The following is a 24,990-nucleotide window of genomic DNA, read 5'->3' on the forward strand; positions in this document are numbered from 1 at the left end:
GGGCACCGTGTCCACCCGCGGCGCCACCCACGTCCTACGCCTGGCCTGGACCCTCGCGGATCTCGCCGGCCGGCACCGCCCGGGTCCCTACGAGCGGACCGAAGCCATCACCCTGCTCGGCCCGCCCGCCACGCACAGCACCGAACACCGCTGAACGCCGAACCGGCGGAAGCCGGTCGCTGCACGCGACCACCCACCCAGCGACTCCGCCTCAGGCCGCAACGCACGACACACATCGGCAACGGCGACAACAAGACGAGGAGCACGACCGACACGACTCTCGACCGAGTCGGCGGCCGTTCGGTCAGCGTGCAGGCCCGGATCAAAGGCCCTGACAGCACGCCGCTGCCACTCATCGGGAACGTCCCCGTCCTCGCCACTGACCGCGCACGCGTCCGCCGAGCCCGCCATCGCATCCCGTCCCGCACCGGCAGCACGGGCCGGCCATGACCGGCCCGTGCCCGGCCGCCGCCTGCATCTGCGATGACCCGGCACCGCCTCCCCGGCGGTGTCACCAACATGCGAAGGAGATATCCATGACCACCGGTGACCGCCCCGACCGACGCACCAAGCCACACCAGGCCGACGCCGCCGGCCCGGCTGCCGACACCCTCGCGTACCCGATCTCCCCGGACTACGTACAGTCGTGGACGCCGGTCCGTGCGCTGTGCGAGCTCATCGCCAACGCCCTCGACGAGGACCGTGCCTCGAAGGTCGGGTGGGTCGACGGGGTTCTGACGATCGCCGATGACGGCCCGGGCATCCCGGAGGAGGGCATGATCCTCGGCCACTCCACCAAAACTTCGGCGCAGATCGGCCAGTTCGGCGAAGGCAAGAAACTCGCCTGCCTGGTCCTGGCCCGCAGTCCCGAGATCGGCGCGGTGCGCTGCGAGACGGTCGGCTACGACTTCGTCCCGACCGTCGAGCGGCGGCGGCTACTCGAAGGGCTGATCCCGTCGCTGTCCGGACAGGGTGCGGAAGTCCTCGTCTACCACCTGCAGGCCAACGACCGCACCCGCGGCACCGTCTTCACCGTGGAATGCGCCCGGCAGCTGGCGGAGGAGGCGATCGGGCGGTTCCGGGCGCTGCGCGAACCCGGCTACAACCCGCCCGCAGCGCCCGGCACCTGCGTACTGACCGGCACGCCGGGCCGGGTGTGGATCGGCGGCGTCCTCGTCTCCACGATGCCGGGCCTGCTGGCCTCCTACGACTTGCCGCTGGACGACAAGGGCCTGCAGAACCGCGACCGGACCGTGATCGAAGCCGGCGCGCTACGTGACGCGGTCCGCGCCATTCTCGCCGCCAGCGACGACCCGCAGGTTGTCGACCGGTTCGCCCGCCACGTCCTCGGCGGCGGCAAGCTCCGCGAACCCGAACAGTTCTTCGCGACGGTCGCCGACGCCCGCCCCCGGGTGGCGTGGCGGACCTGGGCCAGGACGCACCTGCCGGCCAAGGCGTTCTTCGCCGGGACCCGCCAGGAGGAGGCGGTCCTGGACCTGCAAGACATGCACTACACCGCAGTCACGGCCGACGGCCTCCCCGGGCACCAGAAGTCGGCGCTGATGACCCTGCTCGGGATCGAGGTCGCCCGGGTTCGCCAGCAACGGCACTACCACCGCACCCACGACAAGACCACCTGGGTAGCCGACCGGGACCTCACCGCGCCCGAGCGCGACACGCTGACCGCCGCGCGGGCACTGGTGTGCCGGGTGATCGGACCGTTCGCCCTCGACCGGGTCCGCGTCTACAGCGCCAGCGAGGAAGCCCCATGCGCGCAGGGGTTCTACAACCCGCGCAACGGCGACGTCGCCATCCACCGCGACGTCCTCACCGACCGGCACCAGACCTTGGCGACCCTGCTGCACGAGGCGGCCCACCGGGTCGCGCACCGCGGCGGTGGCCGCTGGACCCCAGGCCCGGACTACGGCGACCGCAGCCGCGGCTTCGAGCACATGCTCACCGAGTTCGGCGGGCTGCTGCTCGGCCACCTGGCCGACGTCGCCGACGGCCGCCCCCTGCCCGAGCCGGCCACGCCGCCATCGACGCCAGGGAACCGGCAGCGGGTCCGACTGGCGTCGGCGGACGACCCGGCGGTGCCGATCAGCCGCCGCGAACTGGCACACCTGCTCCACGACCGGCTCCCGCACGCACTGTCCGCCCGCGGGTTCACCGACGAACACGACCTAGTCGCCTCCACCGCGGTCCGTCCCGTGTACTGGCACCTGCTCACCCGCCCCAGACCAGCCGGGTTCCGCCGCCAGCAAGGCGTCAGCACTGCCTGGGACTACGACAAGGTCGCCCTGCTCGCCGAAGCCGTCGGCGTCCACCCACCCGTGGTGTGGCTGGCCTCAAACGTCTGCGAAGGACCGCTGCACGGCCGCCGCCGCGACCAGTGGGGCAAGCCCGGCCGATGGGCGAAGCAGGTCCGCGACCTGGTCACCCGCGCCTGCATCGACCTGGAACATCTCGGTGGCGCCTACGCAGCCCACGTTCCGGCTCTGCGCGCCCTCGCCGACGGCTCGACGCCCGCCCCGACGGGCGATGATAGCTGGCAGGCCCCCGCACGAACCCTGATCGTCCTGGAACGGCGACGCCTGCACCTCCACGGCAACAACCAGCTCGAGCATATCGCCCCAGACCAGCACGGGGCGTCACACCGGAATCCTGGCTGATTCGCCGACTACGACGCCCGCCATGCGGAGATCGACGACAGCGACACGCCGCTCCGCGCGAAGCTCGCCCAGCAAACGCGAGTCCTCACACCAGCCGCGCTTTCGCCGCACGGATAAGCATCGCGGCAGTGAGCACCACCCGCAGCACGCCAATGCGGACGCTCACGCAACTGCTCCACTCGTCGCTCGTCGTGTCCCGGTTCCTCGCACGGCCCTGCCGGCCATCATGCCTGGTACCGATCGTAAGGCGGCTGGCCAGCCGGTGCACCCGCTCACCCCACACCCCATCCTCGGTGCGGGTTTATCGACTTTGTACTCGTCGCACGCAGGACGGGCGCGACAAGCGAGCAACCAGGATCGCCGGTCTCTTCGGATCGGGGACGACGAACGGGCCAATGACGGTGGGTGCCGACAGCCGGGAGAGGCTTCCGCAGAGCCGGTCGGGTGGCGTCCGGGCGCTGCTGCCCTGCCGCGCTTGTACCGCCCCTGCCCTTGCCCGGCAAGGCACACCGGCCGGCAGAGACCGCGGCATCGCTCCAACGCGGACGTCGCCGCGATGCGAACCGGCCGTGGGGCCGGTGGCCTTGCCCGGCCGCGGCCGTCGGGACGGTCCGCGCATCGGGTCAGCACGACCCGGAACGCCACCACCGGTCCGGGACATGCCGACCGGGCCCGGCGGCTGCCGAGCTCGACGCCGTTCGGCCGTCGCCGTCAGACCGGCACGGTCGGCATCGTGATCAGGAGTGCTCGCATGCGCGACGCGTCCGCAGTACAGCTGCTGCGCAGCCCCGAAGACCTGCTCGGCAAGATTCCCTACCTGCTGCAGTACCACCCGACCGACCGCATTGTCATCCTCTACCTCGGGCCGGACCAGTTCATCCTGGCGTACAGCAGCGTCGGCCTCGACGCGCCGACCGCCGCCCTCGCCGACGAGATCCGCGACACCGCCACCCGCACCGGCGCCAGGCGGTCGTGATCGTCGGGTACGGGCCGCTGACCGCCACCGGGACCGTCACCGCCCTCATCGACGACGTCGACCCGCACATCCACATCAGCTACACCTGCATGGTCTCGGCCGGCTCCTACTACTGCCTGGACCGCGGCTGCACCTGCAAGGCCACCACCGGCATCCGGTTCGACCCCCGCGCCACCGAGACCGCCGCGCACGCAACCGTCGTCGGTGAGGTGGCCTGGCCGTCCCGGTCCGACCTGCTCGCCCTGACCGAACCCGACCTCGACGCGCAGGCGCGCGTACGGGCCGCGTTCCACGACGCGCGGCGGATCGAGCGACCGGAACTCGTCGAACTCGACAAGCTGCTGGAGCGGGCCACGCTCGACCAGCGCCTCACCGACCTCGAGACGGCCCGGCTTGCGCTGCTGCTGCGCCGCCGCCCCGTGCGGGAAGCCGCCCGGCTGCGCACCAGTGACCACATGTGGCAGCGCAACCTGTGGCTGGACCTCACCCGCCGCATCCCGGAGCCGTACGTCGCCGCACCGGCCGCGCTGGCCTCCTGGTGCTGCTGGATGCGCGGCGAAAGCACGCTCGCCCTGGCCGCAGCCCGCCGCACCGCCGCCGTCGATCCGCAGAACCCGATCACGACAGTCGTCGTCGCCGCCGTCCTGTCGAAGCTGCGGCCCACCGACCTCATCCCGGGCTAAATTTTAGTCGGCCGCCGGCGTACCGGACCCAGCTCCATCTCGTAGGCCGGCGTCGTCTGGCACGTCGCCGGCCGCCCATGCGGCGACACGGCAGGCTACGCGATCCGCCACCAGCAGAGACTGTGGCGGAGTGATGGTCGCCGTTCGCCGCCTCTGGGACATGGCGTGGCACCTGGTGACCATGCGCGTCCCTGCCGTCTCTGGCGATTTGGATCTCGGGTCCGCCACGGGTCCGTCTGGGCGTACCACCCCGGCGCCCGCCTTGCAGTCACGCCCGGACGCATCCCGAGACAACCACGCCAGCGGGCCGGCAGCGGCGGCCGAGAACGTTCAGCCGGACGTACAGGTGTCGCGTCAACGTGTTCGATGGTTTCGATCGATGTCGTGCGGGTGGCGGCGGTCCGGTGCTCGCCCTGTGGGGCTGGTTCGAGGACTCACGCTCCCGCCTGGCTGGCCGTCGTCAAGCCCTGCTTGGGCCGGGGCGCCGCAAGCTCCCCGGCCTGGCGGCCGGGGAGCTACTTGGCGCCTGATTCCGGCCCGGCGCATGGGCTGTGACGTCAGCTGCGCTCAGGCGGGCGGCGGGCCCTCGTTCCCAGCCCCCACGGGGAGGCCCTCGGGAACCGCCGCTCAGCCCGTGGTCGTGACGGGCACCTCCGGCGCCAGCCGCATCGTCGCGTGCGGGCTGGGCGGCGCACCGAATACCCCGCGTCTTCGAGGAGTCCGCTCGTGTCCGCACCCACCATCGCCGTGTCCGACACCCGCAACCTGCAGCTGGGCCAGCTCATCGACCTGCTGCGTGACCAGTCCACCCGCCGCCTCGACGTGAAGGCCGGCTCCGGCCGGATGCGCGCCGCCGGTGGCCGGCTGGTGCTGGACGAGACCGAGCCCGAGCTCACCCCGGACGGGGTCACGATGACCGCCGGGGTCTACCAGCCTAACGACATCGCCAACGCCGGCCTGGCTGACAAGCTCGGCATCCCCACCGCCTACCTGCGCAAGCTCGCCGTCGAGCACCCCGACCTGTACGACGAGAACGTCAATGGCTGGCTGACCCGCACCGACCGGCGGTTCCTGATCCGGGTCCTGCGCAACCCTGCCGGCGGCGGTGTGGCCAGGGCGGTGCTGTCCACGAAGTACGCCCGCATCGACAACCTCGACGTGGCCATGTCCGCCCTGGACGGCATCCGCCGCGCGGACGTCGCCGTGGACGTCGTCGCGTGCGACCTGACCGACCGCCGCATGTACGTGAAGATGATCTCCCCGGAGATCCAGGTGATGGCCCCGAAGCTGCTGGCGAACTACCGGTCACCGTTCAACGGCCGCTCCGGCCGCGACCTGCCGGTCGTGTCCGCGGGGCTGGCCATCACCAACTCGGAAACCGGTTGCGGGGCGTTCTCCATCCAGCCGTGGGTCCGGTTCGAGGTCTGCTCCAACGGCCTCGTCATCGCCGAGAACGTCCTGCGGCGAGCCCACCTCGGCGGCCGGCTGGCCGACGACGACGGCGTCGTGGAGTGGTCGACCGAGACCAACACCAAGGCCCTGGAACTGATCACCTCACGGGCCACCGACGCGGTGCGAGCGTTCCTCGACGAGGACTACGTCGCGGAAATGCTCCGCGAGCTGGAAACGACCGCGGACACGCAGCTGAAGGAGCCGGACACGACGCTGAAGGTCGTCGGCAAGCAGCTGCGGTTCACCGAGGAGCAGCAGGACAGCATCCTGGCGCACTTCATCCGCGGCGGTGACCTCTCCGCCGGTGGCGTGATGCACGCGGTCACGTCGGTGGCGCAGACCCTCGACGACGCCGACGCCGCGTTCGACCTGGAGAGCAACGCAGTCCAGGCGATGCGCCTCGCCGCCGCCCACGCCTGAACCTCCCCCGGCGAGCCCGGACCGCCGCCCCAGGCGGTCCGGGCTCGCGGCCCGCATGTCTGCAACCTGTCGCCCTTGAAGGAGATGCATCGTGCTGTCCACCCCCGAACCGCCGCCCCTGCACACCGACGCCTACACCCACCAGATCACCGCCGAGCCGATCGTCGGCGAGTACGGCGTCCACACGTTCGGCCGGGCAATCACCACCCACCTGCGCGGCCTGCTGCACGTCGACGTCGACCCGCCGGTCTACCGGGAGAACCGCCGCGACGAACGGCGGCTGCCGAAGGTATCCACCTGGACCAGCACCGTCGCCGGCCACACGGTCGTCATCGCCAGCTTCGAGGTGAAGCTGCCGCTGCTGCGTGAACCGGTCCCGGTCTATGCGATCCACGTCGACGGGGTCCGGGTGCCGTTCGAGGTGTCCACTTACCGCGACGTCGACTGGCAGCTCGCCCGCACGGTCTGGATCGCCGTCGACGACCTGCGCATCGCCGCCGACCGGCAGGCCCGTGAGGCCGCCGGCACGCCGCAGCCCGGGGATGCGCCGGCGGTGGCGTCGTGATCATCGCCGATCCGGCCGCGTTCCGGGAACGGTTCGACGCGGCCCTGCGTACCGGCCCGGCCCGGGTCGACCGGATCTTCGGGGCCGGCGATCGCGAGCCCGGCCAGGTCGCGGTTATCGCCGCCGACCGCACGGTGTTTTGGTTCCTCTATCGACCGGCAACCGGCCGCGCGGCCGTGTTCGCGGTGCAGGAACCCGGCCGCGAGCCGGAAATGCCGACCGGGGCCGGCTGCGACGAGGACGGGTTCCGGCTCGCCGGTGACCATCCCCACCTCGTCCTGGAACTGCTCGCCCTGACCCACCGCGACCTGACCATCGTCCGCGGCCAGCCCGGCGCTTTCATCGGCGTCGGCATGCCCTGACCGTGCCAGCTCGCCCCCTCCGTCGCATGCGCCCCGGACCACCTGCTGGTCCGGGGCGCGGCCGTCTCCAACCTGATTCCCTCCCTCGTTGAGGAGTCCACGTCATGTTCCGCACTCCAGCCCCACCACCCCTGCCGGCGGGCGCCGACCGGCACCCGATCCCGGACGTACCGGTCCGCGGTGAACCCGGCGCGGTCACGTTCGGCCGGGACATCAGCGACTACCTCACCGACCTCCTCGGGACGCCGGTGGACCCGCCCGTCCTCGTCCACGGCGACGACCTGAGCGGCGCGCAGGTCTTCGGCTACGACCTGACCGTGGCCGGCCTACCGGCCCGGATCACCGTATTCCCGGTCCGCGACCCGCTGCTGCACACCACCCTGCCCGGCTACAGCATCGAGCGGCCCGGGCAGCGGGTGCCGTTCGACCCGGACGGCTACCGCGACCTGGACTGGCAGCTGGCCACCACCCTGGCGGCCGCGGTCCACGCCCGCATCGCACCCGCCGCGAACCGACCGGACAGCGCGCAGCGGCTGCCGGCCCCGGCCGGGGTCATCATCGACCCGGCCGCGTTCGAGGCCAGAATCGCCGCCGCGCTCGCCGCAGGGCCAGTGCGGGTCGACCGGCCGGTCACCGGCGACGCCGACCGCGCGGAGTTGAGCGTCCTCGGCGCCGACGGTGCCCTGTTCTGCCTGCTGTACCAGCCGGACAGCGGTCAGGCGTGGGTCTGCGCAGTGCGGGAACCCGCCAGGCTGCTCACCGAGCTGACCGGGGCCGGCTGCACCGGACCCGGGTTCCGGCTCACCGGCGATCTGCCGTACCGCGTCCACGCGCTGCTGCGTGGTACCCACCGCCACAGGCACGTCGTGCGCGGCGCGCGGACCGCGTTCGATGAGGCGGGTCTGTCATGATGCCCTGGCCCCCGGACCGCCACGCCGCCGCCGACCGCGACGCCCTCGACCAGATCCACCAGGCGCTGCGGCAGTCCCACCGGGACGTATTCGCGGTCATCGACCGGATCACCACGATCGTGCGCGGCTCCGGCCGCCCGTGCCGGCCGCTGCTGCCGCCCGGTCACGGCTTGACGCTGCAGGTCGCCGCGCCGCACCGCGGCAGCATCGAGCTCACCGTCGGGGTCGCCGGCTGCCGTGTCGCGATCAGCCCGCAGTTGGACACCGATGGCCGGCAGGCGCTTGGCATCGCCGTCGACGCCCACGGCGACACCGACGTCCGCGTCGCGGTCGCCGGCCTCCCGGCGGCCGGCCGGATCGAGCCGCCAAGCGGCGGTGACCGGCCATGACCCGCACCCTGCCGCTGCCGCTGCCGCTCCCGTACGGGCCGTTGACGGTCCTCGAGACGATCGACACCGCCACCGGGGCGGTGCGCTACCTCGTCTCCGCGCGGCGACTGTCCGGGGTGTTCGTGTTCCGGCCCCACCTCGACCGCGACGTGCCGGTCCCGTCCCGCGTCGCGGTCGAGTACGGCGACGGGCCCGACGATCACCACCGGCCCGGCGACCGGGTCGACCGACCCAGCGTCCACGGCATCGACCTCATCGGCGGCACCGTCATCGACCCCACCACCACCGAGCCGCTCACCCGCCACGACATCACCGTCCACCGCGCCACCGGACCGCTGACCAGCCGGCCGGTGCCCGACCGCACCGCCGCCTACGTCGCCGCGGTCATCGACGCCCTGCGCACCCACTGGCAGGCCCAGCCGGGCCGCGACGCGCTCATGCTCGCCGCCGCCCGCCGCAGCGCACACCGCCGCCTGCACGAGGTGATCCGCGACGAGCTACGACCGCGACGTGCCCAGCGCGACCTCCTCCACGCCGAGATCCACCACTACGAGCGCGTCGTCCAGCACCTGCACCAGCTGACCGACATCCCAGATACCGACGAGCCCGGGGCTGCGCCGTGAACCGCGACCCGCACGGCGAGTGGGAGGTGTTCCGGTTCCTCGCCTGGGCCTGGGACGTCACAGCCGGCAACGCCCTCGCCGCCGACTATCCCGTGCGCCAGGCCGACGTCACCGTGCTGGCCGGGATCGCCCAGCTCATCGGCGTGAACCAAGACCGGGCCGAGGTCGCGGACCTTTCCCGGCCGCTGCTCATCGCCCCGATCCCCGGCGCCGGACTGTTCGTGATCGACGGCTGGCACCGCATCACCCGCGCACTGGCCGAACACGTCACCCACCTGCCCGCCCGCGTGCTCACCGAAGCCGACGAGGCCCGCATCCGGCTCCGCGGCCCCTGAACTCCGTTGGACCCGGCCCGAACCGCATGCCGTCGCAATACCCGGACCCGCCCACGTGGCGGGTCCGTCTCATGTTCCGCCCCTCGTTCTGGAGCCCATGCCATGCACCGTTTCCGCTCGCTACGCACCACGTTTGCTGCGCGCCACATCCTCGGCCACATCCCCACAGAACCTTCCCCGTGCCGGCAGACCTCTCGGCCCGGTCAGCGCCGGATCCAGGCGCGCACCGTCGAGGCCTCGCCCTGCGACCAGCCCGGAGCGCAACCGTGACTGCCAGTCCGATCGCCCCGCACCGGCTCGGCGGACCGCCCACCGAGATGGCCTGCGCCACCTGCGGCCGGATCCTCAACACCTACCGCACCCCGGGCGGGGGCGTCGCCCACCTGCACCCGACCGGACCCCGCGACTACGACCACCGCCCGGCGCCGGTCCCCGCTGACCAGCTCACCGCCGTGGCCCGCGACTGCGACTTCTGCAGCAACCCGTACCCGATCCTGTCCATCCGCAGCGGCCCGGTCCACGCCGTCACCATCGGCGAGGACACCCAGACCAGCCACAACTTCGGCGACACGTGGGCCGCGTGCATCTCGTGCGCCCGGCTCGTCGACGCCGGCAAGGCCGCGCCCCTCGTGCGCCGCGCCCTCGACCGCACCTCCTGGGCCACCGACGCCATCGCCGCCCGCGCCGTGCAGCGCATCCACGCCACCGTCCTGGCCACCCGCCGGCCCGGCGCCACCCTCATCACCACCACCGACTGGCCCCACACACCGATTCCGGCAGCGACCATGCCCAAAGCCCGCGATGCCGCGGTCAAGTTGCTGCGGGCCGACGCCACCACGCTCACCATGTTCGAGGCCCCGGTCCGGCGCGCGATGGCCGACGGGCTGGACCAGGCCCATCTGTACGCCGTTGATGACGAACTCACCGACCTCGCCCGTCACGCCGCCACCGACCTCCCAGCCGGCACCACGCTCACCGCGGCCGACCTGCCGGTCCCGCACGGCCTGCTGCGCTGGGCCCAGCCCCACGGCCCGCACCGAGTCAGCGCCGCGTCCTGGACCAGCACCAACGGCGAGATCACCATCATCACCTACCGTGCCCTAGGTGCCCGCCTGCCACCCGAGGCGCTGCAACACCTCCGCGAGGACATCGGCTGGCTGCTGCCCGTCACCACCATCCACGTCAGCCAACACACCGCCACGGCCGGTGACGAGGTGGCGCTGCTGACCGCCACGCTGCTGCTCATCGCCCAGCGCTGCACCGAAATCCTCGAGACCGAACCCGACCAGCGCATCGCCAGGGCCTACCGGCGCAGCCGCCGCCCGCTGCCCGCCGTCCGGCTGGTCCAGCTCCGGGGCCGCGCCGCGCACCCCCGAACCGGCCAACCGGCACCGGTGCCGGCATCCGCCGCACCCGACCGGCCCGCGCCGAACGTCCGGCGATGGGTCTCCGGCTTCTGGCGGCAACAACCGTACGGACCCGAACGATCATTGCGCCGCTGGCGGTACGTGTTCGCCTACCTCCGCGGCCCCGACACCGCACCCATCGCCGCGTCCACCACCGTCCGGGTCCTCGGCAAGATCCCGCCCCGACCGGCGTCACAGCCCACAGCGCCCCGCCGTGAGCCATCAGTACCTGGCTGACGCTCCACACCGGCGACCGAGGCGACCACGAACGCTTGCGGCGGCCGCGGTGTGCTGGGTGAGTTCAGTGCCGGCTACAGCCTGGACCCGGACGAGTACGCGATGACCGGACCGCAGATCGGCCGGTGTCACCGCTGCGGCAACGACGGCGAGCATCTCCGCAACGCCGACCAGCGTGCCGTCCCGCATTGGAAACGACCAGCAGCAGAACGGACGGCGTGACGCGTCCGCCGCCGGCCACGGGCGGCCGGATGCGGTTGCTGGCCCTCGATCCTGGCCGACCGCGGCTTGCCCCGCAAGACCCACCCTGACAACCCGCCCTCCACGACGCAGGAACCGCAGGGGTGGGTCTTGCGCGCCGGCGCCGAGCGGCCGGCCGGGCGGATCGGGCCAGCACCGCACACCGGCTCGCACGAAAGCCGATGGCGGTAGTCCGCTTCTTACTCCTTATGGAGGACGAGCACCATGAGTACAGCAGTCCTGCAGCTCCCGGCCGACCCCACCGCTACGGATCTCGACGCCACCGACCTGGGTGACGGCACCGAGCTCAGCGCGCCGGGACCCGCCGAGCAGCCCGACACCACCGACGACACGACCACCACGGACCCGGCCGACGACGACGCCGACCTGCCGCCGCTGGTCACCGACTACCTGGACGCCCGCGAGCTGCTCGACGACCCCAAGAACCTGCGCAAAAACCTGCGGGAGAGTCTCGGACTCACCCCCGAGCCGCTGGCTGATGACCCCGACATCGAGGACCTCCGGACGCTGGTCGCCGGCAACCTCGAGGACCTTCCGGCGAGTGTCCGGCAGCTGGCGGAGCTGAAGGCATCGATCAAGGAGGTCGGCATCCTCCAGCCTCTGGTGGTCGTCCCGGCACCCGGCCGCGACGGCGCCTGGCAGATCGTGATCGGCCACCGCCGCAAGTACGCCTCGATCCTGGTGCGGAAGTTCCGGGTGCCGTGCATCCTGGCCACGGACTACGACGAGGTGAAGCGGATCCTGGCGCAGCTGGCCGAGAACGTCCACCGCGTCGGGCTGACCGCCTCGGAGGAGGCCGACGCGTTCGAGCAGCTCACCCTGCTGGACTGGACGACCGGGCAGATCGCCGCCGTGCGCGGCGTGACCGAGGAGACCGTGCTGCGCAGCCTGCGGCTGCGCCGACTGCCCAAGGCGGTGTCCGCGGCCCTCGACAGCGGCCAGCTCAGCCTCGACGAGGTCGACGACGACATCGAGGCCCTGGGCGACAACCCGACCGCACTGGCCAAGGTCCTCAAGGCCCAGTCCGGGTGGAGCCGCCGGCACACCCTCGCCGGTGAGCTGTCGAAGATCGCCTCGGCGAAGGCGAAAGAGCTGGCCAAGGCCAAGCTCGTCATCGACGGCGTCACGGTCACCAGCAAACCGGCCGGGTTCGGGTACACCAGCACCGCCACCGACGTGCGGAAGCTCGTCGACGGCGACGGCAGGCGCCTCGACCCCGACGAGGTCAAGGCCCTGCCCGGCTTCGCCGCGTTCGTGGAGAAGGTCGGCAGCGGCGCCGACACGGTGGTGTACTGCACCGACCCGGCGAAGTACGGCTACACGAAGTTCAAGCAGACCTACGGCCGGCAGCTGTCCGACGCGGAGATCGCCGCGCAGGTCGAGGCCGAACAGGCCCGGGCCGCGTTCCTCGAAGCGCTCGAGGCCGCCAAGGGGCTGCGCCGCCAGCACATCCTAGCCACCTACGGCCCCGCCAAGGGCGCGAAGCGGCTGTTCCCCACCGCGCTGCGCCAGGACCTCATCCGCGTGCACCACATCAGCTTCGCCGACGTCGACGGCCTGTACGCCAACCTCGGCGGCAGCAGCGACGACGTCCTGCGCACCGCCGGGGAGGACCGGCTGCGGCGCAGCTGCGTGGCCCGGTGGATCTGCGCCCAGGAAAACAACCTCGCCCGCGCCGCCGACAGCGACGGCTGGGGGTTCGACCGTACCGCCGTCGTCGACTGGTACGCCCAGCTCGTCGCGGACGGCTACGGCCTCGCCGACGCCGAGCAGCAGCTCCTGGACTCCCTCACCCGCACCGACGACGAGGACGACGAGGAGGACTATGACGACGAGAGCGGAGAAGACGAGAACGGCGCGGACGGACAGCAGCCCGGCAGCGCTACCGGCGAGACAGACGAGGACCTCGCCGACGCGGTGGCAGACGTGACCGTGAGCGCCGCGGGTTCCGACGGCCCGGTGCAGCTGGACACCGATGGGGCGGCCGGCGTCGAGGACGTCGACCTCGACCAGGCCGTCGTCGACCACAGCGACGGCCACAGCAGCGATGACGGCGTCGACCTCGGTCAGGAGCTGGACGACCTGGTCGGTGCGGAGCTCACCACCACCGGCTGAACACCGCTCGCACCTGCATCCGCCTGTACCGGCGGGGCCCACGCGTTCGTCGGGCCCCGCCGGTTTCGCGTGGCGGGCGCGCCGCCCGGGGCCGGCCAGACCCGGCCCCGGGCCGATGCCACCGCCCACCGACCAGCCGTACGCCCGTGACCCTGATGGAGCGACCACGTGACCGTTTGCAGCACCGAACCTGAGCATCCGGGCAACGAGCGTCACCCGGACACGTCCATCGTCGACGACCTCACCGCCTACCTCAACAGCACCGCCGACCCGTCCGGCGCCGACCTCATGGACCTGGTGGGCCAGCTCATCGCCGGCAGCGGCCGGCCCCTGCTCAACGAGACGTGGGACGTCACCGCCGAAGTGAGCGAGGACCGGTACGGCCTGCTCACTGCCACGGTCACCGCCGGGCCCTACACCATCCGCGTCGCCCAGCCCACGACCGGTCCGGCCGACCTGCAGGTGGCCATCACCAGCGGCGACACCGACGCCAACCGTGACGACTGGGGCCTGGCCGTCACCGTCGACGACCGGCCGGTCCTCGACCCGATGCCGAACACCTGGCGCAGCACCGTCCCCGCCGACCTGCAACTGACGAAGGAGACCCGCCGATGAACCACACCACGCAGGCCGAGGCCTGGCGGCAGATCCGCGCCTGCGCCGACGTCAGGGTCGGCCGGCTGACCGGCCGGTGCCTGCGGCACACGTACCTGACGCCGGTCCTGCCCGGTACCCTCACCGAGGACGCCGCGCTGCAGCTGCACGCCAGCGTCTACCCGTCGCCGAGCACTCCGCCCGGCCCGGACACCATCTGGTACGTGGTCTCCTGCGACGACACGCCCGTCGCGTGGCTCACGCGCGCGGCCGAGGTCGTCACTCCGCCGGCCGACCTCAGCGACTACCAGCGCCACATCCAGACCCAGGCGGTGGCGGCACTGTCGCAGCTGGCCCGTACAGCTCTGCTGGAACTGGCGAAGCTGCGCGACAAGCGCGACCACCGGACCCACAGCGACCTGCCAGCGTTCCGGCCGGATGGCCGCCCGGCCGACGCCGGCACCCGCGTCCTCGTCGCCGACCCAGCCGATCCGACGCTCACCTTCTGGACCCGCGTCACCGCCGACCTTCCGGCGAGCCGGCTGCACGTCGCGACGGTGACCGGCGTCGCGGAGGGCAACGACGCGCTCATCCTGGACGTCCACGGGTACGGCGCGTACGGCGAGCGGCGCGCCCGGTTCGACCTGCCGATCCTGTGCACCATCGAACACCTCGCCACCGCGCACGACCTGCCGGCCGCGACGATCGGGACCTGGCTCAATCTCGCCGGGGCCAGCACCACCGACCCGACCCCCGACACCGTCACCGCCGCGTTCGGCGACGCCTACGCCGGTACCCACCAGACCCGGCACACGTTCGCCCGCACCGAATGCGACCGCAACGGCTGGACCCGTGCGTTCGCCGCCGCCGGGATACCGGACCGGTACTTCAACCTCGACGCGTTCACCGAGCACCTGTTCCGCTCCGAGGTCCGCGGAGTCGAGCTCCCTGACGAGCGCATCGCGGTGTTCCGCCGACCGTAGGCAGCACCTCCAAGCCCCGGCAACCGCCTCGCACACGACCATCCCTCGCCCCGGCGCATCCGGCGCCGGGGCCTTGCTGTGTCAGGAGCCTGCTCATGCCCGAACTCGCCAGCACCTACCGGGTCCGGCGCCCGCTGACCGCTGCCGAACTCGAGCGTCTCCGCGACCGCATCGACACCGCCCCAGCACCGTCGAGCTGCTGCACACACGGTCACCGGCGTGCTGGACGCGCTGCTGGCCGACCCACTGTGCGACACCACCATCGGCCTCTCCCCGCCCGTCCATTGACCCCTGGCGCCGGGCCGTCCTCGCCTACCGTCCCCGGTGCACACACCCGGATCCGCCAGCGCGGGGCGGCCCGGCGACGACCATCACCGCCCCCCGGAGGCGTATCCGTGACCACGACCCTCATCTGCCCGGCGCCCGACGGCGAACCGGTCACCGTCCACACCACCCCCCGCGCCGCCGGCACGGTCGTCTACCAGCTCACCGGTACCCGGCTGCACGGTGCCGTGCTCATCCGGCCGGACGTCCCGGACACCGAACCGCTGCCGAGCCGCCTGAGCGTCCAGTTCGGCGCCGAACCGCGGACGACCGCTGCCGCCCCGCCCGACCTGCCGGTCGTGGACGGCGTCACCGCCGACGGCTGGGGATACGCACCCCTGCACGCTTCGGCCGGCCGGCCGCAGTTCTCGATCCGCAGCGCCGCACCTTGGCGCACTGTGGCGTGGCGGTACGCGCCGCTGCCCGCCGAGTCCAGCCGGTACTTGCACAGCGTCCTGGACGCGCTCGTCGCCCACTACCAGGCGCTCGACGTCAACGCGCTCGCCCTTGCCGCGGCCCGGGCCAGTGCCGACTTTCGGCTCAGTCGCCTCGTGCAGGGCGCCATCCTGCCCACCGCCCGGCTGCTCGCGGCAGCCACGGAGGAACTCGCCAGCGCCCAGGCGGCTGCCGAACTGCTGCAGGAGCTGTCGCCGCTGCGTCTGCAGGCCACACCGGCACCGCCGCACCGGCATCGCCTGCCCGCCGCCGACCCGGAAACACGGGTGACCGCCACCGATGACGGCGACTGGCTCACCTGCACCAGCTGCGACGCGCGCACCGTGCTCATCGAGCCCGGCATGACCCTGCTGCGCCTGTTGCAGGCGCACACCGCGCACCGCTGCCCGCCCCCACCGCTTGGGCCCGAGCGTCCGCACCCGCGGTACGCCTGACCACGTCCTCCTCGACCTCATTCGCAGCCCGCAGCCGGCGTGCCGCTGCGGGCTTGCCGCATACCTCCGACAGAAAGGCACCGCGCCCATGTCCGCACCACCCACCACCGCCGGCAACACCAGCGCAACCACCACGGCCCGCACACCGAGGCGGGACCAGTGAGCCGCCCCGCCCCGCCACACACGACCAGCGCCACCCATGTCTCTGCGAAGGGAGGTCCCGATGTCCGCCACCGCACCCACCACGGCGCCCGGCCTGCTCGCCGCGGCCCTGCACTACACCACGGCCGGGATCCCGGTCATGCCCCTGCACACCCCGCACCCGACCCGCGGGTGCAGCTGCCGCGACGGGCGCGACTGCGCATCGCCCGGCAAACACCCACGCCTCGAACACGGCCTGCGCGACGCCTCCACCAACCCCACGCTGATCCGGGCCTGGTGGCGGCGGTGGCCCGACGCGAACGTCGGCGTCGCCACCGGCACGGTCCTGGACGTGTGCGACGTCGACACCGCCGACGGGCTACGTCGCGTCCTGGACGTGCTCGACGTCGTGCGGCCCGCCGCACCGCTCGTGCAGACCGGGCTCGGCTGGCACATCTGGTACGCCAGCTCCGGGCTGCCCAGCCGGGTCGGGATGCTGCCCGGCGTCGACTGGCGCGGCCGCGGCGGCTCCGCCGTCGCACCACCGTCCCTGCATGCCACCGACACCCGGTACGCCTTCCAGCAGCCGTGGACCACCGCCCCGGACCTGCCCGACTGCCCACCGGCCTTGCGCAGCATCGTCATCCCACCCGCACCACCGGCCGTCGCCGCACGCGCCGACGGCGGCGGCGTCACCAACCTCGACCGGTACACCGCGGCCGCGCTGCACGGCGAGGTCGCCCGCATCCGCAACGCACCCCGGCCCGTCGTCCACGGCGGGCGGCGCGTCGTCGCCGGCGGCCGCAACAACGCCCTGCACCTGGCTGCGTTCCGGCTCGGGCAGCTCGCCGCCCGCAGCGACCTCGACGAGCACACCGTCTGGACGCAGCTCACCGACGCCGCCCTCGACGTCGGCCTCAGCCCGGTAGAAGCCCGGCGCACCATCCGATCCGGGTGGCGGGCCGGACTCCGTCGTCCCCGGCGGTAACCCGCCACCGGTGCCCATCAGGTTCTGCACGGCGCTCATGGAACCCGCACGACGGCTGCGCCCGCCAATCCGGCGGGCGCAGCCGTGCAACCACGCCTGTGAGGACCCACCGTTCCCCGCCCCTGACCCACCGGAACTGCGACCCGACGCCGACATCTGGCCGATCTGCGCGCATCCGGCCATCGCGGGGTCAACATCCCCGGACCCTCGTGCACGAGCTCGACCTCGCCGTACCGCGCCCCCGGCGGCCAGCCGGACGGGCGACCCTCCCGTTGAGGGCGGCACCGAATCGCGGGCCACGGACCCGGCCCCATGGCCCTGAAGACGGATGCGCCACCCGCCGAGCCGCTTCCGCTGCGGTCCTGGGCGGCCGACGCTGTCGCCTCAACGAGCCGTCGATGACACGAACGCTGTCGTCGTGCCCACGTCTGTGCCCGGGTGTCCTTTGCCAGCCAAGATTGCCCGACTTTAGGTCCGCTGCCTGGGCGGACACGGTTGGATGGCGCAGCGAGGTGCTAGATCGCAGCGGGCTCCTGGCGGAATTGACCTTGGGGTGGCGACGTGTGTGCCATCGAAGTTTGCCCAGTCGGTGTGGATCTCGATGATGGCGCTTGTCGGCCATGCGCCCCTTCCGGCCGGTCGGGGCTGGCATTGGGGCTGCAAGGTCAACGGCCACGAGAGGGCGCGGGGTGACGACTGGGCTTACTGCAACGCTCGCGGAGGACACGCGGCTGCCGCTGGTGTCGACGATCTCGGCCCAGACTCGGGCGGCGTTGAGGTGTGGTTCGTCGTCGTGGATCGCGTCGACGGCCGCCGCGAACCGGTTGTGGCGCCTTTTGCCGGATTTTTGCCACGGCGGTGGGTTCGGCGCAGCGACAGCTTTCGCGACGGTAGCGCGTCCGACTCCGAAGATGCGTTTGATCTCGTCGGCATCCGGACAAAGCAGCGTCTTGGTCCAGTACAGGCCGATTCGGCGATGCTCGACATCGACATCGGGCGGATCATGGGGTGGGACTATGGACGAATCGATCGGCAAACGGGAGCCACGGCAGGCCTACTGAGTCGGCGTTGGCTCGTGAACGAAGCGTGGAATCTGGTCGATGAGAGTGCAGGCTGCGGCAAATGGCGGGCTTGCGTCGGTGGATGCGATGACGGTTCCGAGGGGTCGGATGCTGTAGATCACACCGCGGCCTGGTGATCCGTTAAGATCCAGCGTCACCGGGTCGCCGGGACCGGAGACAAGCTCCTGAAGCCGCAAGACAGCTGATCGTGCTGTCTGACCCGGCTGCCGCGCGAGCAGTGATGCAAATGACATTGCGGCATGTCGCGCCGGCCAGTCGCTGCTGAATGTTGAATCCAGGGCGTCAAATGACCACGTCTGGATGAAGGGTTGCGGGCCTTCGCCTCCCGTGATGCCGTAGGCAGCAGACGCACCGACCACTTTTCCGGTGCCAGTTTCTATGGTTCCGGACATTTCCGCGACGAACGGAAGGTCCGTAACCGGCGTCCAGAGTGGGAACGGAACGCGGGCGCTGCGCCTGCTGTCTTCGTCAGACATATCGCTAACCCTATCAGGAGTCAACTAGTCGTTGGTTGGTCCTGACAGCGTGATCCACGTCAGGTGAGGACGTCTGCGCGGTCGGCGACCGATGCCTGTCCAGATTGCCAGCCGACCACATACAGCTGCCACCAGCCGTGCTGGCAGGTGCAGTCGGTGTAGTGGGTCGGGTAGGTGCATGAGTGGTCAGCTGAACAGTATCGATCATCTCTGTACGACAGCGAATTGTCGGGTCGAAACAATTCACCGGTGATTTCTACGCCGACGTTGGGCCAGTCGACCGTCACTCCTGTTGATACGACGTTCGTGCCGCTGACACCGATGGACGCGACCGTCTGCGGTGCCGCGGTCACGGCGCCGATGAGGCCGAGGCTCTTCCGCTTTTCCTGTTGCGCGATGAGATAGATGGCGAGGTCGCGGAACTCGTACGGCGACAGCGTGTCAATCGGCCTCTTGCTAAGTGCTTCGCCGACACTTGCCGGCACGGTGGTTGGCGGAGCCGGTAGCGGGTCCGCGTTGGCCGCTCCGGCACCGACAAGCATGGCGCCGAGTAGAGCACCTACCGCAACTGCGGCAATTCGATGGAACAACAAGGAGCCTCCCCTTACGTGGTCGCGCGGATTCGCGACTCCTGCACGCTAACAACCCCATGGATGCATGTTGGCTCGTGAGGAGAGGTCTTCATATTCCCGCAAACGCTTGATAAGCAGTGGACTATTCACGCTCTAGCGTGCGGCTCACGGTTTAGGCCGTCGTTGGTTGACCACCATGGCGACGTTGCCGTAGGAGACCTCGATTTCGGTGGTGTCCAGGATCTGTTCCCAGATATGAAGCGCCGAGATGCCGGGACGGCTGTCGAGCAGCGCGTCGATGATGCCGGGAAGGCCGAGCAAGGATTTCTTGTTGGGAGCCTTCCAGGGCGGTGGTTCAGGGGACGCAACGGCCAAGGCCACGGTCCGGGCGCCGACCCGGAAACGTGTGCAGAGGCTCTTGACGCTGATGTCGGGCTCGGCTGCCAGGGCGGCGCGGATCGCCCGGTAGAGGGCGGGTTTCTCGGAATGGCGGCGGCGGAGCCGGTCGGTGCGTTGTGGCCGGCGGGCCGTGGTGTCGAAGTCGGCGAAGGCTCTGCTGAGCGTGTCTGCGGTGCGTCCGGACAGCGCGACGAGGCGTTCCGGTCGGACTGCGCTGAGCCCGGGGCGGCCTGCGAGGTAGCGGCGAAGGTAGCTGGGGCGCAGGTGGTTGGCGCGGGCGAGCCTGCGGATGTAGGACTCGACAGTTTCGCCGTGGCGTGGCCGGACGGCGATGGGCAGGGCGCGCAGTTGGTCATGCTCGGCGGTCCGACGGTGGTCGTTCATGTCGTTCGCTGGGCGCGGGTGCGGTAATGGTCGGCGGCGTGGTCGAGCTCCACACCTTCCAACACTGTTTTCGTGATCTTCTCGGTGCCGTCGAGGATGGCCTCGATCGCGGCGCCGCGGATCAAGTGGGACAGGCTGCCGATCATCCCGCCGGTGCGTTGGTGCAAGTACTGGTCGAGCCGGCTGAGCGTTCCAGCGCGGTGATGGTGCAGGCGCAGCGCCTGTTCCAGCGATGCCACCAAACCCTGCCACTCCGTGGTGTAAGGGAACGGCACCGTCTCGACCAGAGTGAAGCGGCCGGCGATCTGCCGGCCGCGGGTGCCGGAGAACAGGCCCTCGCGTTCGACATCGATCCCGGCATACACGAAAGTCGCCGGGATCCGCTCGGAGAAGTACTTCAACGTGTCCGATACCTCGGCGCCGCTGCGGGTAGCCAACTGCAGGTTGTGGATCTCATCGACACAGACCACCCCGACGCGGGCGTCAATCGCGACCCCGTAGACGGCCTCGATCACGTCGGTCATATTGGCCCGGTAGGTCATGGGCAGGCCGAGGAACCGGGCAAACTCCACCGCCAGCATCCTTGGCGTGGCCGCCGGGGGGACGGTCACGTAGACCACCGGGATCCGCGCCAGCCCAGGGTAGCGCAGCCGGTCGGTGGCCTCATGGGTCTTGCCGAGTTGGGTGATGGCGGTGGTCTTGCCGGTGCCGGCCGCGCCGGACAAGATCAGACCCCGTCTGGCGCTGACCGCATGCCGGTTGAGCAACGCCAGCCGTCGTCCGGCGTTGACGACCTGGCGCAGGGTGCTGGTCGCGACGACCGCCATGTGGGTGTGGTAGTCCAGCCGGTGTTCATCGTATCCGGACCGATCGACGTCGGTCAGCGCCTTCCACCTGGCGGCCGGTAGCAGCGCGGGCGCGGCGACCTCGGCGGCGGTGAACTGCCGCCAGCCTTCCAAGGTGGTCAGATGCCGGTGATACTCCACCTGCCCGCCGGCCCATGTCTGTTCGGCGGGCTCGTCGGGTCGCGGGCCGCCTTCGGTCGTGTCGGTGTTGGCCGCCGTGGTCATCGGCGTCTCGCCTCGGCGAACGGGTCGAACAGCGGCAACGGGATCACGGTCGCCATCGGGGTGTCGTCCTCCTCGTCTTCGAGCACCGGGTCATGCGGGACGTGATCTGGCGGTGCCGGCGTGGCCGTGCCTGGCGGCGCCGCGGCGCGGCTGGTTGCGCGGGTCCGTGCTGCAACCCGCCGCGCCCGCCGGGTGTGACGGGCGTCCCGTTCCGGGCCTTCGTGAGCGCGCGACAGCAGCGCGGCCACCGCGTCAGCGAGCTGTTCCTCAGTGCCGTCGGGCCGCTCGTGACGCACGTGGTCCCAGGCCAGTTCGCCGAACGGTGTCGGCACCCGGTGCAGGTGCTTCCAGAACGCGGTGATCCAGCCGCCGTCGCGGTGGTTACGCACCCAGATCCGCGACACGTCATACGGATCGTGGTGGATCTCCCATAGCCCTTTCTTCTCCTTGACTCCGGAACGCTGCCGGCGGATCGGGTTGAGCCCTTCGTCGTCGTAGGTGCGGCGGTTGATCCGGATGCCGTAAGCGTTGATCGCCTGCCAACGGGACGGGAGCAACTCGACGTAGTCGTCGGCGGACAACGCCACCGGCACGTACCCTGCCGCCTCGACCAGCGCGGCGTACTTCTCGTTCGGGGTGAACGCGCGGCCCGGAGCGGCCGGATCACGCAACTCGTCGTGCGGACGGTTCTGCCACGCCGCGACGAGCCACTCGTCCAGTAACTCCTGCAGTTCCAGCATCGACCACAGGGGACCGTCTTCGACCTTGACGCCGCGCCGTTCGACGTTCGAACCGGTGTAGCCGGCGACGAACTGCGTGAACAGCGTCGCCACCGAACCCAGCATCCGCTCGACATGTGGCTTGTCGGTCGGCGTCCCCTTGTGCGCCGGTTGGAAGTTGATCCCCAGAAACCGGCACGACGATCGGAAAGCGCGGGAGATGAACACCTTGCCGTGATCACACACGATCGTCTCCGGCACGATCACCGGCCGTGCCGCCGCGTGCGCCAACCGCTCGTCGATGCTCAGCAACCGCGTGAACGGCAGCACCGAGTGCGACATCCGCAACGCATCGACCCAGCCCGGCCGCATCGGCTCCGGGGTCACCGTGCGGGCCAACAGCACCGACGCGTCCACCGCCTTCGTGGTCGGGCGCAGCACCGCGGCGGTCACCGTCCGGGTCGCTACGTCGATCATCCCGGTCATCTCCACCGGTCCCACCACGGCGTCGTCGAGCCGGACCAGCACGTCCAACGGCGTCGAGTCGATCTGCACCAACTCGCCGGGCGCGCAGGGTGTCACCTGCCCGAACGGTCGCTCCGGGCGGTTCGCCTCCGACCGGCGCGTGCGCGCCGACCCCGTCGTATGCCGGCCCTGCGCCAGCTTGCCGAACAACCGATACAACGTCCGCCGCGACGGCATCACCAGCCTCGCCGCGTCCGGCGACTGCTGCACCATCTGCACCGTCCGCCACAGCACAAACCCGGCCGTGCGGGTGGAGGACTGGGTCGTTTCCTCGATCGCGGCGCGCATCGCCTCGACCACCCGGGCGTCGACCCGCCCGAACTCGGCGGTGCGCTTGTCGGCACGGTGGTCGACCAGACCGACCACGCCCCGTGTCTCGTAGCGTTGCCGCAGGTACTTGACCGTTCTGGCGGTCACCGCCTGTCCGTCAGCGGACAACTCGGCCGCCTTCGCTCGCTCCCGGCTGGTCAGCGAGTGCAGCGACGGGTCGTACAACGATTGAGGTAAGGTGCCCGGTGCCGCGTCGGGCCGGACGCCATGCAGCACCTCGAGAATATGCGGCTCCCACCACAACGCCCGCGCGACAACCTCGTCGGGCAGTCCTTCCAGCAACCCCGTCGCGGGCAGTGCCCGGGGTGCCGGACGGTCCAGCACCGCGAAGTCCGGTCTGGACTGAAGCGACGTCAGCGGCATCTCGGTTATGCCACCGCACGCGTCGACCAACCGCACCAAGACGCCTGAGAACCCGACCACGGTGCGCACCGCCGCGTCAGCGCGCACGCGGTCCCCGACTGTCAGCACGGCCGGCCCGCTCATGGCTGCCGACCCACCCGGACCAGGCTCCCCGGCCGCAACGGCTCGGTAGTCAGGTCAACCCGAAGCACCTGCCGCCACAGGAGGTGATACGCCACCGGCAGCACCGCAAGCCGATCCCCGACTTCCGCCACGCCAGCGAATAAGCCTGTCGGCTCGGCGAACACCGCCAGTAACGCCTCGACGACGTCGCGCCGGCCCCGGCAACGAGGATGTCGATACCGCGCCAACCACCGCACGTTCGCCACGAGCACCGGATCCGGCGTACCGACCCGGCGGTAGGACCACCCAACCTCGGCACACGCTCTCGCCGTCGCATCAAATGCCTCCGCGTCAGCCTGCCCGATGCGATCGTCGGAACGCACGTCGATCACCACAGCAGTCCCGTTAGCGCGCCGAGCGAAGAAATCCGGTGCATGCCGACGCATCCGCCCGTGCTGCGTCCACAGCAGCCAGAACGGCTGCGACGCAAACGCCACCACATCCCGGTCCTGGTCCAACAGCATCGCGTGGTCGCGTTCGAGCCAGGATTCGAACCCCACGTGCTGCGCCATCGTCTCCGACCACCACCAGCCGGCGAAACTGCCCGTCCCTTTGGCCCATCGAAATTGCCGTACCGGCGGCACCTGCTCGAACTCCACCTGCCAGTAGGACCCGAGGCGCCCGCGTTGGACCTCACCGTCTCCGTCCACGAACTTGACCGCGAACGTCGATCGACCGTCTACCGCCGCCGAGACCACAAGCTCATCCACGAGCGTCACTCAGACAGCATCGCGCTCGGTGGACAAACTTCGATGGCGCCACGCCGCCACTCGGACAAACTTCGATGGCATCGGACAAGCTTCGATGGCACGGGACACCGGGCTCTTCACGCATGCACCGGTTCGTCGGGCGATCCATGGTGGCCGGAGACGCCACTGCTGAACGGAACCAGGTCAGCCCACCCAGGCCAGAGGCGCCAAGCCCCCTGGCAAAACATCTTGGCGAGCATGTCTCGCTCCGCTCGACGCCAAGATCTTTTCCCCGTTGGCTTGCACCTCCGGCCCAGGGCGGGCTCTGACCGGCCCGTCAGCGCGGCACCGCAGCACCCCGGATCACTCCACGTCGATCCGGCCAGCGAGGCGCCGCACCCGGACCACCGGAAGGACCACCGTCAATGTTCCACTTCATGTTCGAGGGCAACCTCGCCGCCGACCCCGAGCTCCGCTTCACCCAGGCCACCGGCAAGGCCGTCGCCGAGCTTCGGGTCGTGCACAACCGCCGCCGCCGCAACAAGGACGGCGAGTGGGTCGACGGCGCCCCGATGTTCATCACCGTCACCGCCTGGGAGGGCCTCGCCGAACGCGTCGCCGAGCTGCGCAAGGGCGACACGGTCATCGTCGAGGCTCGCGACGACCTGGACATCTGGGCCTATACGCGCCAGGAGACCCAGGAGCCCGGCGGCCTGCTGCAGGTCACCGCCGCCAACGTAGCCCTGTCGATGCGGTTCAAGGGCGCCACCGTCACCCGCGAGGACACGGCCAAGGCCGGCTCCGGCTACGGCGATGCGTGGGATGCCGAGTTCGCGCGGGAGCTCGAGCCCGCCGCCTAGCCGAACCGCCCCGGGGCCGGTCACCGCCGGCC

24 protein-coding genes are annotated in these 24,990 nt (G+C 71.0%); 19 read left to right on the forward strand and 5 right to left on the reverse strand.

Annotated features, from left to right (window positions below):
- The first annotated feature begins 7 nt into the window (after positions 1–7).
- The 18 genes from ACGFI8_RS29405 (at position 8) to ACGFI8_RS29490 (ending at position 18,525) form a co-directional block, all read left to right on the forward strand.
- Positions 8–154 (forward strand): hypothetical protein, encoded by a 147-nt coding sequence (locus ACGFI8_RS29405; protein WP_392809938.1) that lies wholly within the window; start codon positions 8–10, stop codon positions 152–154.
- A gap of 382 nt (positions 155–536) precedes the next feature.
- The gene (locus ACGFI8_RS29410; protein WP_392809809.1) at positions 537–2,672 is read left to right on the forward strand and encodes a hypothetical protein; all 2,136 of its coding nucleotides are present in this window, start codon (positions 537–539) and stop codon (positions 2,670–2,672) included.
- A 751-nt stretch (positions 2,673–3,423) separates the two neighbouring features.
- On the forward strand, positions 3,424–3,648 hold the full coding sequence (locus ACGFI8_RS29415; RefSeq protein ID WP_392809811.1) for a hypothetical protein: 225 nt from the start codon (positions 3,424–3,426) through the stop codon (positions 3,646–3,648).
- On the forward strand, positions 3,645–4,331 hold the full coding sequence (locus ACGFI8_RS29420) for a DUF4192 family protein (RefSeq protein WP_392809813.1): 687 nt from the start codon (positions 3,645–3,647) through the stop codon (positions 4,329–4,331). The genes ACGFI8_RS29415 and ACGFI8_RS29420 overlap by 4 nt, the downstream gene beginning before the upstream one ends.
- Positions 4,332–5,057: 726 nt before the next feature.
- Positions 5,058–6,203 (forward strand): DUF932 domain-containing protein, encoded by a 1,146-nt coding sequence (locus ACGFI8_RS29425; RefSeq protein ID WP_392809815.1) that lies wholly within the window; start codon positions 5,058–5,060, stop codon positions 6,201–6,203.
- A 91-nt stretch (positions 6,204–6,294) separates the two neighbouring features.
- Positions 6,295–6,768: a hypothetical protein gene (locus tag ACGFI8_RS29430; RefSeq protein WP_392809816.1), complete on the forward strand. Its 474-nt coding sequence runs from the start codon at positions 6,295–6,297 to the stop codon at positions 6,766–6,768.
- Positions 6,765–7,130, forward strand: a complete 366-nt coding sequence (locus ACGFI8_RS29435) for a hypothetical protein (RefSeq protein ID WP_392809817.1) — start codon at positions 6,765–6,767, stop codon at positions 7,128–7,130. Before ACGFI8_RS29430 ends, ACGFI8_RS29435 begins: the two co-directional genes overlap by 4 nt.
- Positions 7,131–7,234: 104 nt before the next feature.
- Positions 7,235–8,041 (forward strand): hypothetical protein, encoded by an 807-nt coding sequence (locus ACGFI8_RS29440; RefSeq protein WP_392809819.1) that lies wholly within the window; start codon positions 7,235–7,237, stop codon positions 8,039–8,041.
- Positions 8,038–8,430, forward strand: a complete 393-nt coding sequence (locus tag ACGFI8_RS29445) for a hypothetical protein (RefSeq protein ID WP_392809820.1) — start codon at positions 8,038–8,040, stop codon at positions 8,428–8,430. Before ACGFI8_RS29440 ends, ACGFI8_RS29445 begins: the two co-directional genes overlap by 4 nt.
- Complete coding sequence (locus ACGFI8_RS29450) at positions 8,427–9,053, forward strand: hypothetical protein (RefSeq protein ID WP_392809821.1); 627 nt, start codon at positions 8,427–8,429, stop codon at positions 9,051–9,053. Before ACGFI8_RS29445 ends, ACGFI8_RS29450 begins: the two co-directional genes overlap by 4 nt.
- Positions 9,050–9,388: a hypothetical protein gene (locus ACGFI8_RS29455; protein WP_392809823.1), complete on the forward strand. Its 339-nt coding sequence runs from the start codon at positions 9,050–9,052 to the stop codon at positions 9,386–9,388. The genes ACGFI8_RS29450 and ACGFI8_RS29455 overlap by 4 nt, the downstream gene beginning before the upstream one ends.
- A gap of 266 nt (positions 9,389–9,654) precedes the next feature.
- Positions 9,655–11,031 carry a hypothetical protein gene (locus tag ACGFI8_RS29460; protein WP_392809825.1) on the forward strand — a complete coding sequence of 459 codons (1,377 nt, stop codon included), beginning with the start codon at positions 9,655–9,657 and terminating at the stop codon, positions 11,029–11,031.
- A gap of 465 nt (positions 11,032–11,496) precedes the next feature.
- Entirely contained in the window at positions 11,497–13,407 is a 1,911-nt protein-coding gene (locus tag ACGFI8_RS29465; RefSeq protein ID WP_392809827.1) for a ParB/RepB/Spo0J family partition protein, read from the forward strand.
- Between the two features lie 168 nt (positions 13,408–13,575).
- Complete coding sequence (locus ACGFI8_RS29470) at positions 13,576–14,022, forward strand: hypothetical protein (RefSeq protein WP_392809829.1); 447 nt, start codon at positions 13,576–13,578, stop codon at positions 14,020–14,022.
- Positions 14,019–14,984, forward strand: coding sequence for a hypothetical protein (locus ACGFI8_RS29475; RefSeq protein ID WP_392809830.1), 966 nt, complete (start codon positions 14,019–14,021; stop codon positions 14,982–14,984). Before ACGFI8_RS29470 ends, ACGFI8_RS29475 begins: the two co-directional genes overlap by 4 nt.
- A gap of 395 nt (positions 14,985–15,379) precedes the next feature.
- The gene (locus ACGFI8_RS29480) at positions 15,380–16,198 is read left to right on the forward strand and encodes a hypothetical protein (protein WP_392809831.1); all 819 of its coding nucleotides are present in this window, start codon (positions 15,380–15,382) and stop codon (positions 16,196–16,198) included.
- Between the two features lie 223 nt (positions 16,199–16,421).
- Positions 16,422–17,327 (forward strand): bifunctional DNA primase/polymerase, encoded by a 906-nt coding sequence (locus ACGFI8_RS29485; protein ID WP_392809833.1) that lies wholly within the window; start codon positions 16,422–16,424, stop codon positions 17,325–17,327.
- 565 nt (positions 17,328–17,892) lie between these two features.
- Positions 17,893–18,525, forward strand: coding sequence for a hypothetical protein (locus ACGFI8_RS29490; protein ID WP_392809834.1), 633 nt, complete (start codon positions 17,893–17,895; stop codon positions 18,523–18,525).
- Positions 18,526–18,944: 419 nt separating this feature from the next.
- Here the strand turns inward: ACGFI8_RS29490 and ACGFI8_RS29495 are convergent, their stop codons facing one another.
- The 5 genes from ACGFI8_RS29495 to ACGFI8_RS29515 form a co-directional block, all read right to left on the reverse strand.
- Positions 18,945–19,427 (reverse strand): hypothetical protein, encoded by a 483-nt coding sequence (locus tag ACGFI8_RS29495; RefSeq protein ID WP_392809835.1) that lies wholly within the window; start codon positions 19,425–19,427, stop codon positions 18,945–18,947.
- Positions 19,428–19,622: 195 nt separating this feature from the next.
- The gene (locus tag ACGFI8_RS29500) at positions 19,623–20,240 is read right to left on the reverse strand and encodes a TniQ family protein (protein WP_392809837.1); all 618 of its coding nucleotides are present in this window, start codon (positions 20,238–20,240) and stop codon (positions 19,623–19,625) included.
- Positions 20,237–21,310, reverse strand: a complete 1,074-nt coding sequence (locus ACGFI8_RS29505; RefSeq protein WP_392809839.1) for a TniB family NTP-binding protein — start codon at positions 21,308–21,310, stop codon at positions 20,237–20,239. The genes ACGFI8_RS29500 and ACGFI8_RS29505 overlap by 4 nt, the downstream gene beginning before the upstream one ends.
- Positions 21,307–23,370, reverse strand: a complete 2,064-nt coding sequence (locus ACGFI8_RS29510) for an integrase (RefSeq protein ID WP_392809841.1) — start codon at positions 23,368–23,370, stop codon at positions 21,307–21,309. Before ACGFI8_RS29510 ends, ACGFI8_RS29505 begins: the two co-directional genes overlap by 4 nt.
- On the reverse strand, positions 23,367–24,128 hold the full coding sequence (locus tag ACGFI8_RS29515) for a TnsA-like heteromeric transposase endonuclease subunit (RefSeq protein WP_392809843.1): 762 nt from the start codon (positions 24,126–24,128) through the stop codon (positions 23,367–23,369). Before ACGFI8_RS29515 ends, ACGFI8_RS29510 begins: the two co-directional genes overlap by 4 nt.
- Positions 24,129–24,523: 395 nt before the next feature.
- On the opposite strand from ACGFI8_RS29515, the gene ACGFI8_RS29520 reads away from it, so the two are divergent.
- On the forward strand, positions 24,524–24,958 hold the full coding sequence (locus tag ACGFI8_RS29520) for a single-stranded DNA-binding protein (RefSeq protein WP_392809845.1): 435 nt from the start codon (positions 24,524–24,526) through the stop codon (positions 24,956–24,958).
- Positions 24,959–24,990 lie beyond the last annotated feature (32 nt).

The organism is Dactylosporangium sp. NPDC048998 (assembly GCF_043197855.1).
Classification (GTDB): Bacteria; Actinomycetota; Actinomycetes; order Mycobacteriales; family Micromonosporaceae; genus Dactylosporangium.

Coding starts and splice junctions, on each gene's coding strand:
- ACGFI8_RS29510 (WP_392809841.1), bottom strand. CDS start 23,370: ATGAGCGGGCCGGCCGTGCTGACAGTCGGGGACCGCGTGCGCGCTGAC.
- ACGFI8_RS29505 (WP_392809839.1), bottom strand. CDS start 21,310: ATGACCACGGCGGCCAACACCGACACGACCGAAGGCGGCCCGCGACCC.
- ACGFI8_RS29520 (WP_392809845.1), top strand. CDS start 24,524: ATGTTCCACTTCATGTTCGAGGGCAACCTCGCCGCCGACCCCGAGCTC.
- ACGFI8_RS29445 (WP_392809820.1), top strand. CDS start 8,038: ATGATGCCCTGGCCCCCGGACCGCCACGCCGCCGCCGACCGCGACGCC.
- ACGFI8_RS29475 (WP_392809830.1), top strand. CDS start 14,019: ATGAACCACACCACGCAGGCCGAGGCCTGGCGGCAGATCCGCGCCTGC.
- ACGFI8_RS29450 (WP_392809821.1), top strand. CDS start 8,427: ATGACCCGCACCCTGCCGCTGCCGCTGCCGCTCCCGTACGGGCCGTTG.
- ACGFI8_RS29465 (WP_392809827.1), top strand. CDS start 11,497: ATGAGTACAGCAGTCCTGCAGCTCCCGGCCGACCCCACCGCTACGGAT.
- ACGFI8_RS29500 (WP_392809837.1), bottom strand. CDS start 20,240: ATGAACGACCACCGTCGGACCGCCGAGCATGACCAACTGCGCGCCCTG.
- ACGFI8_RS29410 (WP_392809809.1), top strand. CDS start 537: ATGACCACCGGTGACCGCCCCGACCGACGCACCAAGCCACACCAGGCC.
- ACGFI8_RS29415 (WP_392809811.1), top strand. CDS start 3,424: ATGCGCGACGCGTCCGCAGTACAGCTGCTGCGCAGCCCCGAAGACCTG.
- ACGFI8_RS29495 (WP_392809835.1), bottom strand. CDS start 19,427: ATGCTTGTCGGTGCCGGAGCGGCCAACGCGGACCCGCTACCGGCTCCG.
- ACGFI8_RS29440 (WP_392809819.1), top strand. CDS start 7,235: ATGTTCCGCACTCCAGCCCCACCACCCCTGCCGGCGGGCGCCGACCGG.
- ACGFI8_RS29485 (WP_392809833.1), top strand. CDS start 16,422: ATGTCCGCCACCGCACCCACCACGGCGCCCGGCCTGCTCGCCGCGGCC.